The organism is Streptomyces hirsutus, from assembly GCF_001418415.1.
GTDB lineage: Bacteria > Actinomycetota > Actinomycetes > Streptomycetales > Streptomycetaceae > Streptomyces > Streptomyces hirsutus.
Genome location: NZ_LIQT01000274.1, coordinates 1 through 6,636 on the forward strand (window position 1 = coordinate 1; position 6,636 = coordinate 6,636).

General features: G+C 73.3%; 8 protein-coding genes. 5 read left to right on the top strand and 3 right to left on the bottom strand.

Annotated elements, in window-relative coordinates:
- Together AOK11_RS20785 and AOK11_RS20790 are read left to right on the top strand one after the other, a co-directional pair.
- A partial coding sequence (locus tag AOK11_RS20785) for a PfaD family polyunsaturated fatty acid/polyketide biosynthesis protein (RefSeq protein WP_157869406.1) occupies positions 1–1,436 on the top strand: 1,436 nt, incomplete at its 5' end.
- A gap of 17 nt (positions 1,437–1,453) precedes the next feature.
- The gene (locus tag AOK11_RS20790; RefSeq protein WP_055595236.1) at positions 1,454–2,362 is read left to right on the top strand and encodes a DUF6039 family protein; all 909 of its coding nucleotides are present in this window, start codon (positions 1,454–1,456) and stop codon (positions 2,360–2,362) included.
- Positions 2,363–2,496: 134 nt separating this feature from the next.
- On the opposite strand, the gene AOK11_RS20795 is transcribed toward AOK11_RS20790, so the two are convergent.
- Entirely contained in the window at positions 2,497–2,859 is a 363-nt protein-coding gene (locus AOK11_RS20795; protein WP_055595237.1) for a VOC family protein, read from the bottom strand.
- Positions 2,860–3,026: 167 nt separating this feature from the next.
- Here AOK11_RS20795 and AOK11_RS20800 point away from each other — a divergent pair, with 167 nt between their 5' ends.
- Positions 3,027–3,737 carry a PIG-L deacetylase family protein gene (locus tag AOK11_RS20800; protein WP_055595238.1) on the top strand — a complete coding sequence of 237 codons (711 nt, stop codon included), beginning with the start codon at positions 3,027–3,029 and terminating at the stop codon, positions 3,735–3,737.
- A gap of 40 nt (positions 3,738–3,777) precedes the next feature.
- Here AOK11_RS20800 and AOK11_RS20805 read toward each other — a convergent pair whose 3' ends face one another.
- Positions 3,778–4,527, bottom strand: coding sequence for a class I SAM-dependent methyltransferase (locus tag AOK11_RS20805; RefSeq protein ID WP_055595239.1), 750 nt, complete (start codon positions 4,525–4,527; stop codon positions 3,778–3,780).
- Positions 4,524–5,801 carry an alpha/beta fold hydrolase gene (locus tag AOK11_RS20810; RefSeq protein ID WP_055595240.1) on the bottom strand — a complete coding sequence of 426 codons (1,278 nt, stop codon included), beginning with the start codon at positions 5,799–5,801 and terminating at the stop codon, positions 4,524–4,526. The genes AOK11_RS20805 and AOK11_RS20810 overlap by 4 nt, the downstream gene beginning before the upstream one ends.
- Positions 5,802–5,936: 135 nt before the next feature.
- Here AOK11_RS20810 and AOK11_RS20815 point away from each other — a divergent pair, with 135 nt between their 5' ends.
- Positions 5,937–6,182, top strand: a complete 246-nt coding sequence (locus AOK11_RS20815; RefSeq protein ID WP_055595241.1) for a phosphopantetheine-binding protein — start codon at positions 5,937–5,939, stop codon at positions 6,180–6,182.
- Between the two features lie 6 nt (positions 6,183–6,188).
- Positions 6,189–6,636, top strand: a 448-nt coding sequence (locus tag AOK11_RS20820) for an AMP-binding protein (RefSeq protein WP_157869407.1), incomplete at its 3' end; no start/stop codon positions are given.

The following is a 6,636-nucleotide window of genomic DNA, read 5'->3' on the forward strand; positions in this document are numbered from 1 at the left end:
CCGCCGTCTCTTCTGCCGCGCCCGTGCCCCCCGCCGCCACCGCCCCGCAGACCGATGGCGCGCGCGTCGCCCACCGTCCCGGAACCGTGCTCGGCTCGGCCCGGTTCCGCGAGGTCTACCGCACCCGGCACGCGTACGTGGCCGGTTCGATGTACCAGGGCATCGCCTCCACCGACCTCGTGGTACGGATGGCCGAGAACGGACTGTTCGGCTTCTTCGGCACCGGCGGCCTGTCCCTCACCGAGATCGGCGCGGCGCTCGATGACATCGAACGGCGACTGCCGCCCGGTGCCGCCTACGGCATGAACCTGCTGCACGACATGGCCGACGCCGAGCTTGAACGGGCCACCGTGGAGCTGTTCCTGCGACGCGGGGTGCGGTTCGTGGAGGCCGCCGCGTTCACCCGGGTCACCGCACCGCTGGTGCTGTTCCGCGCCAAGGGCGCCCACCGCGACGCCGGTGGCGGGCCGGTGGCGGCCCGTCAGGTCCTCGCCAAGGTGTCCCGGCCCGAGGTGGCACGGCAGTTCCTCGCCCCGCCCGCCCCCGAGCTGCTGGCCCGGCTGGTCGCCGAGGGCGCCCTGACCCGCGACGAGGCGGCCGTCGCCGCGGAACTCCCGGTCGCCTCCGACCTGTGCGTGGAGTCCGACTCGGGCGGGCACACCGACCAGGGCGTCGCCCTCGCGCTCGTCCCCACCATCCGTCGGTTGCGGGAGCACGCCGCCCCCGCCACGGGCGGGGAACCCGTACGGGTTGGCGCGGCGGGCGGGATCGGCACTCCGGAGGCGGTGGCGGCGTGCTTCCTGCTCGGCGCGGACTTCGTCCTCACCGGCAGTGTCAACCAGTGCAGCCCGCAGGCCAGCACCTCCGACGCGGTCAAGGACCTGCTCGCCGGACTCGACGTGCAGGACGTCGCCTACGCCCCGGCCGGGGACCTGTTCGAGATCGGCTCCCGCGTGCAGGTGGTCCGCAGGGGGACGATGTTCCCCGCCCGCGCCAACCAGCTCCACGACCTCTACCGGCGGCACGAACGCCTGGAGGACATCGACGCCCGCACGCTCTCCGTCCTCGAACGCACCTGCTTCCGCCGCTCCGTGGCCGAGGTGTGGGAGGAGGTCGTACGGCACTACCGGGACACCGGGCGGCCGCAGATCGCCCGCGACGCCGAACGCGACCCCCGACGCAGGATGGCGCTCGTCCTCCGCTGGTACTTCGCCGATTCGACCCGGGCGGCGCTCGACGGCGCCAAGGACAACACCGCCAACTTCCAGATCCACTGCGGACCCGCGATGGGTGCCTTCAACCGGCTGGTCGAAGGCACCGCCCTCGAATCCTGGCGGCGGCGCGACGTCGACGCCATCGCCGACCTGCTGATGACCGGCGCGGCCGGCGTACTGGCCGCGGCCGGTACGCAAGCCGTGTCTGACCCACTCTCCTGAGCGAAGGGAAATACCCGATGGACGACTCCCTGCCCACCACGACGACCGCTCAGCACCAGGTGCGCACACCGCCGGACAAGACCCTCGACACCGCCTCCGCAGAGGTCGTCCTGTGGCGCACCGCCCAGATCCGGGCCGGTCACGGACCGCGCGCCCGCGCCGCGACCCGCGCCCTGACCGAGAGCTTCAACGAGCGGAACGAGGGCGTCGCCACGGCGCTCAGCTACGAGGACGCCTTCGGCACCCGGGGGCGGCTGCACTGGCTGGTCCACCTGCGCTCGATGAGCGACTACACCGCGCTGACCCAACGGGGCGCCGACCGGGGGAGCGGAGTCCTCGGCCTCGCCTCCGGCGAGGACGACGGCTGGGAGGAACTGTTCGAGGCGGGCAGCGTGCAGGAGACCGTCCTGCTGCCGCACCGCTGGGGCATCTTCGGCACCGCCACCGAGGCGATGATGAAGGCGGACATCAACCCGGTCGAGGAGGTGGACGGCCGCGGTCGGTTCCAGCTGCTGCCGGCCGCCCGGCAGACCTCGCTGCCCGTGGAGTCCCTGGTCACCAGTGCCTCCTCGGGGCTCCTCATGCACCGCACCGCCCAGGCGGCGCACGGCTACCGCGCCGAGGCGCGGGTCCTCGCCCGGACCCTCGCGGAGACGTACAACCTCAACGCCGAGGGCCGCACCACGGTGCTCCTGTTCGAGGAGGCGTTCGGGCAGATGGACCGCCTGCACTTCTTCATCCATATGGCGGACGTGGAGGCCTACCAGGAACTGATGGCCCTCGACGCCAGCCCGGACCCGAGCGCGCCCCGGGCGTCCTACATCCAGGATTGGATCTCGCCGGAGCGCGGCGGCGGCACCTGGGACAAGATCATCCTTCAGGGCTCCACCCGCGACAGCCTTCTCGCCCCGCGCGTCTTCGCCTGACCCCGATTCCGACCGGGCCTGATCCCTGTCCCGGCCCGGACCCGGCCGGGCCCGTGCTCGGCCGGGTCCGCATCCACGGCCACCGCGTCCCCCGGCCCGTACCGTCGCCGGGGGACGCGGCCGTCAGGCGCCGGTCAGGCCATCGTGGTGATGCAGAAGGGGTAGCCGGCAGGGTCCAGCAGGACCGTCCACTTCCCCTCGCCGGGCTGCTCCTTGGGCTTGCTGGCGCCCAGCGCCAGCAGCTCCGCCTCGGCCTTCTCCAGGTCCGGGACGCTGAAGTCGAGGTGCACGCGGTTCCCGGCCTCCGGCCAGGACGGGGGCTCGAACCCCTCGATCCTGACGAACCCCATCCGCATGCCGTTCCGGCCGGCGAGATAGGCCGCCGATTCACTGCTGAAGATCTTCTGCCAGCCGGTCGTCCTCGCGTAGAACTCCGCGAGCGATTCGGGGTCGGAACAACTTAAGGTGACGGCCCCGGGCTCGGCAATCGCTGTCATCGATCCACCTCTCGGTCTTTCGGTCGGTACTTCTCAACGGGTTTCCCCGCACGCAGTCTTGCATATCGGAGATACGGAACGGGCCTCACCACGATGTGCCGGGTGTTGCCGAACAGGCAGCCCACAATTGAGCATTCGGCGTCCGGCGCCCGCCCTACCGTCGACTCATGAGCGAGAATCTGGAACGTATGCCCGAGGACTGGGAGAACGCTCTCGTCCTGGCCGCGCACCCCGACGACGTCGAGTTCGGATCGGCCGGAGCGGTCGCCGTCTGGACCCGCAAAGGACACGCCGTTTCCTACCTGCTGGCCACCCGCGGCGAGGCCGGCATCGACGCCGTGCCGCCCGCGGAAGCGGCCGGGGTCCGCGAGGCCGAACAACGCGAGGCGGCCGACCGGGTCGGCGTCCGGGACGTCGAGTTCCTCGACCACTCCGACGGCGCGGTCCGCGCGAACGAACGGCTGCGCGCCGACCTGGTGGCGGCCCTCCGCCGCCACCGCCCCCAACTCGTCGTCGTCTTCAACCACCACGAGCGGACCGGCACCGGCCGCTGGAACGCCCCCGACCACCGGGAGTTCGGCCGCTGCGCGCTGGACGCCGTGGCCGATGCCGGGAACCGCTGGATCCTGCCCGAGGCCGGTGAACCGTGGTCGGTGAAGTACCTTGCCGTCGCGAACTCCCCGGCACCCACCCACGCCGTTGACATCTCCACCGGCCTGGACGCCGCCGTCGCCTCGCTGGAGGCCCACGAGACCTACCTCCAGGGGCTGGGCTACACCCGGGAAGCAGTACGCCCCGCTGTAGCGGGGCAGGCGCAGGCGACCGGTGCCCGCTTCGGCGGAGTACCCGCGGTGGCCTTCGAACTGATCCCCTGCTGACCGGGACCGCCGCAGGACCACCGCGGACTCCGCGGCGGGGTCAGGCCGGTTTCTCGGCCACCGTCAACCAGCACGACCACGCCTGACGGCGCACCCGCTGCGGATCCGGCAGCGCGCGCAACTGCGCCAGGATCGGTTCGACCACCTCCGCCGCACGCTCGGGGGTCAGCCGCTGGAGGAACGGCACCTGCCGGTTGGTGATCAGCGCGATGAAGGTCTCCGGGTTCATCCCGCTCTCGTACTCCGGCCGCATGCCCTGCTCGCACAGCCGCAACCCGGCCGCCTCGACCGCCGCGCGCACCGCGTCCGGCGCGTCGGGGCGGTCCGGCTGCCGTGCCTGCACCTGACGCAGGATCAGGACCAGGTCGTCGGCCTCCGACACCGGATCGCCGTGACGTACGACGACCCGGCCTCCAGGCCGGAGCACCCGCGCCGCCTCCGTCAGCGCGGCCCCCATGTCCGGCATCAGGTGCAGCGCGTGCACGTACACCACGTTGTCCTGCGAGGCGTCGTCGAAGGGCAGCGCCATGCCGTCGCCGATGGTCAGTTCGCCGTCGAAGCGGGTCGCGGCGACGTCCAGCATCGGCTGCGAGACGTCCACACCGCGCACGGTGTGCCCCAGGGCGGCCAGCCCGGCCGCCACCACGCCGGTGCCCACGCCCACCTCCAGTACGGAACCGGGGGCGAGGTGCGGGGAGATCGTGGCCGCGGTCATGTGCCCGCGCCCCTCGCCCCCGCGGGCCGCATCGTAGGTGGCGGCCAGCTTGTCGAACTTCACGGACTGGTTCATCGCGTCACTCCCACGCGGATCGGTTCATAGACGGTCGTCAGCGGTCGGTCGGTCGCGGCCCACCGGACCTCCTTGGGGCCACCGGCGACGGGCACGGCCGCCGCCGGGTCGTCGAGGAAGGCGCGGCACATGTCCGCTACCACCTCCGGGCGTTCGAGCAGGCTGTAGTGCGTCGCCCCGACGAGCAGACCGTGCCGGCCCGCCAGCAACGGCACGAGAGCGGCCGGGGGTTCGGGCGCGGCGACCCGGTCCAGCTCGGCCGCCAGCGACAGCAGTGGGGGCAGACCTGGGGAGGGGGCCGGAAGCGGTCGCCGCCACAGCTCGTCGAGCATGCGGCTGTAGCGCACCAGCGCGTCGGCGTCCCGGAACGGGTGGCGCAGCACCGGCGCCAGGCCCGGCAGGACGCGGGCGAGCACCTCCAGGGCCGCCAGGTGTTCGTCGGTGGGCAGCGGCGCGGGCTCGGCCGCGCCGGTGAGCATTCTGAGCGCGCGGTCCGCCCGATGCGGCCGCGCGGCCACGGAGGCGCACACCGTGGCCAGGTTGCGTTCGTAGGCGGAGGCGGGATCCGTGGCCGCGCGCGGATACGAGCCGTGCAGCAGCACCGCCGCCCGGACCGCGCGGGGGCGGCTGTGGGCGTACTCCACCGCGAGCTGTGCGCCCGAGCACCAGCCGACGACATCGCAGGCGCGCGCCCCCTCGGCGGCCAGCACTCCGTCCACGACGTCCAGTTGCCGCTCCGTCGACCGGAGCCGGTCCGGCTCGGAGGCGTCCTCCGCGTCCCACATCACCACTCGCCGGCCCGGCAGTAGCCGCTCGGCGAGCGGGTACCAGACCTCGTCGGTGTACCCGAGAGCGGTCAGCAGCACCACGAGCGGCCCCTGCCCGCCGGCCCGGTACCGGATGCGCGACCCCGCGGTCCGCACCTCCCGGCGGTCCATGGTCCGGGCCAGTCGGGCGGCCCGCGCCGACCGGACCGCGAACCGCCGGTCCTGCCGCCGACGCCACCCGGCCCAGTCCTCCCCGCTCCCGTCGGGGTCATCGGTCCCGTCGAGGCAGGTGCGGCGCCGGTCCAGCAGGTCGTCCACAGCGGTGAACTCCTCCCGGACTGTCGCGCGCAGTGTCACGCCGAAGGCAGCGCGCACCGCCTCGGCCGCACCCGCGGGCGGGTCGTCCGCCCGCAGCGGACGGGTGGCGAAGTAGCCGGGCGCCTTCCGCGTCACCTCCGCGAACGTCCGGTGCACGGCGGACAGGAACGACTCCACGGTCTCGGGCATGGCACGGTCCTCCCCCTCCTCGGCCGGGCTCCGAGCATGATCGGGCCCCTGTGAGGGTGCCGCTCAGTAGTGAGCGGCACCCTCCGCCGCGCGCCGGTTCGCTGTGGGGGTCACCGAGTGGAAGGGCGTCGCGGAATGGTCGCGTACGAGACACTGGAACAGATCCTGCGTGCCCAGCTGCCCGCGCTGGAGCACGAACCGGAAGTGCCCAAGGACCTGCCCCTGGCCGCCGTCGGACTCGACTCGGTCGCCACGGTCGTGCTGATGGACACCCTTGAGGACATCCTCGGCGTGACCTTCCCCGACCACACGATCGCCCCGGCCACCTTTCGCACGCCGGGCTCGCTGTGGGCGGTCCTGGACCAACTGGCGAACGGCTGACGGACGATGGGTGCCGACGGTCCGCTGCTGGACCACTGGTTCGACCGGGGCCGGTCACTCGCCCCCGGCGGCCCCGCCCTGTGCGTGGGTCAACAAACCCTCACTTACGACGCGTTGGACCGTGAGGTGTCCGCACTCGCCGGTCCGCTCGCCGCCGACGGGCGGCGCCGCGTCGGCATCCTCGCGGCCCGCAGCGTCACCGCCTACGCCGGATTCCTGGCCGCACTGCGCGCCGGTGCCTGCGCCGTGCCCCTGGCGCCCGACGCACCACCGGACCGGCTCACCGCCGTGGCCGCGGCCGCCGGACTCGACGCGGTCGTCGTGGACGCGTCCGGCGCCGCCGGTCTGGCCACCCTGCTGCCCCTGTTCGGGCCCGACGCGATCCTCGCCGCCGACCTGCCCGACCCGCCACTGGGCGCCCGGATCCGCAGGCCCGGCCCGCCCGGCCCGGCCC

Coding starts and splice junctions, on each gene's coding strand:
- AOK11_RS20790 (WP_055595236.1), top strand. CDS start 1,454: ATGGACGACTCCCTGCCCACCACGACGACCGCTCAGCACCAGGTGCGC.
- AOK11_RS20800 (WP_055595238.1), top strand. CDS start 3,027: ATGAGCGAGAATCTGGAACGTATGCCCGAGGACTGGGAGAACGCTCTC.
- AOK11_RS20815 (WP_055595241.1), top strand. CDS start 5,937: ATGGTCGCGTACGAGACACTGGAACAGATCCTGCGTGCCCAGCTGCCC.
- AOK11_RS20805 (WP_055595239.1), bottom strand. CDS start 4,527: ATGAACCAGTCCGTGAAGTTCGACAAGCTGGCCGCCACCTACGATGCG.
- AOK11_RS20810 (WP_055595240.1), bottom strand. CDS start 5,801: ATGCCCGAGACCGTGGAGTCGTTCCTGTCCGCCGTGCACCGGACGTTC.
- AOK11_RS20795 (WP_055595237.1), bottom strand. CDS start 2,859: ATGACAGCGATTGCCGAGCCCGGGGCCGTCACCTTAAGTTGTTCCGAC.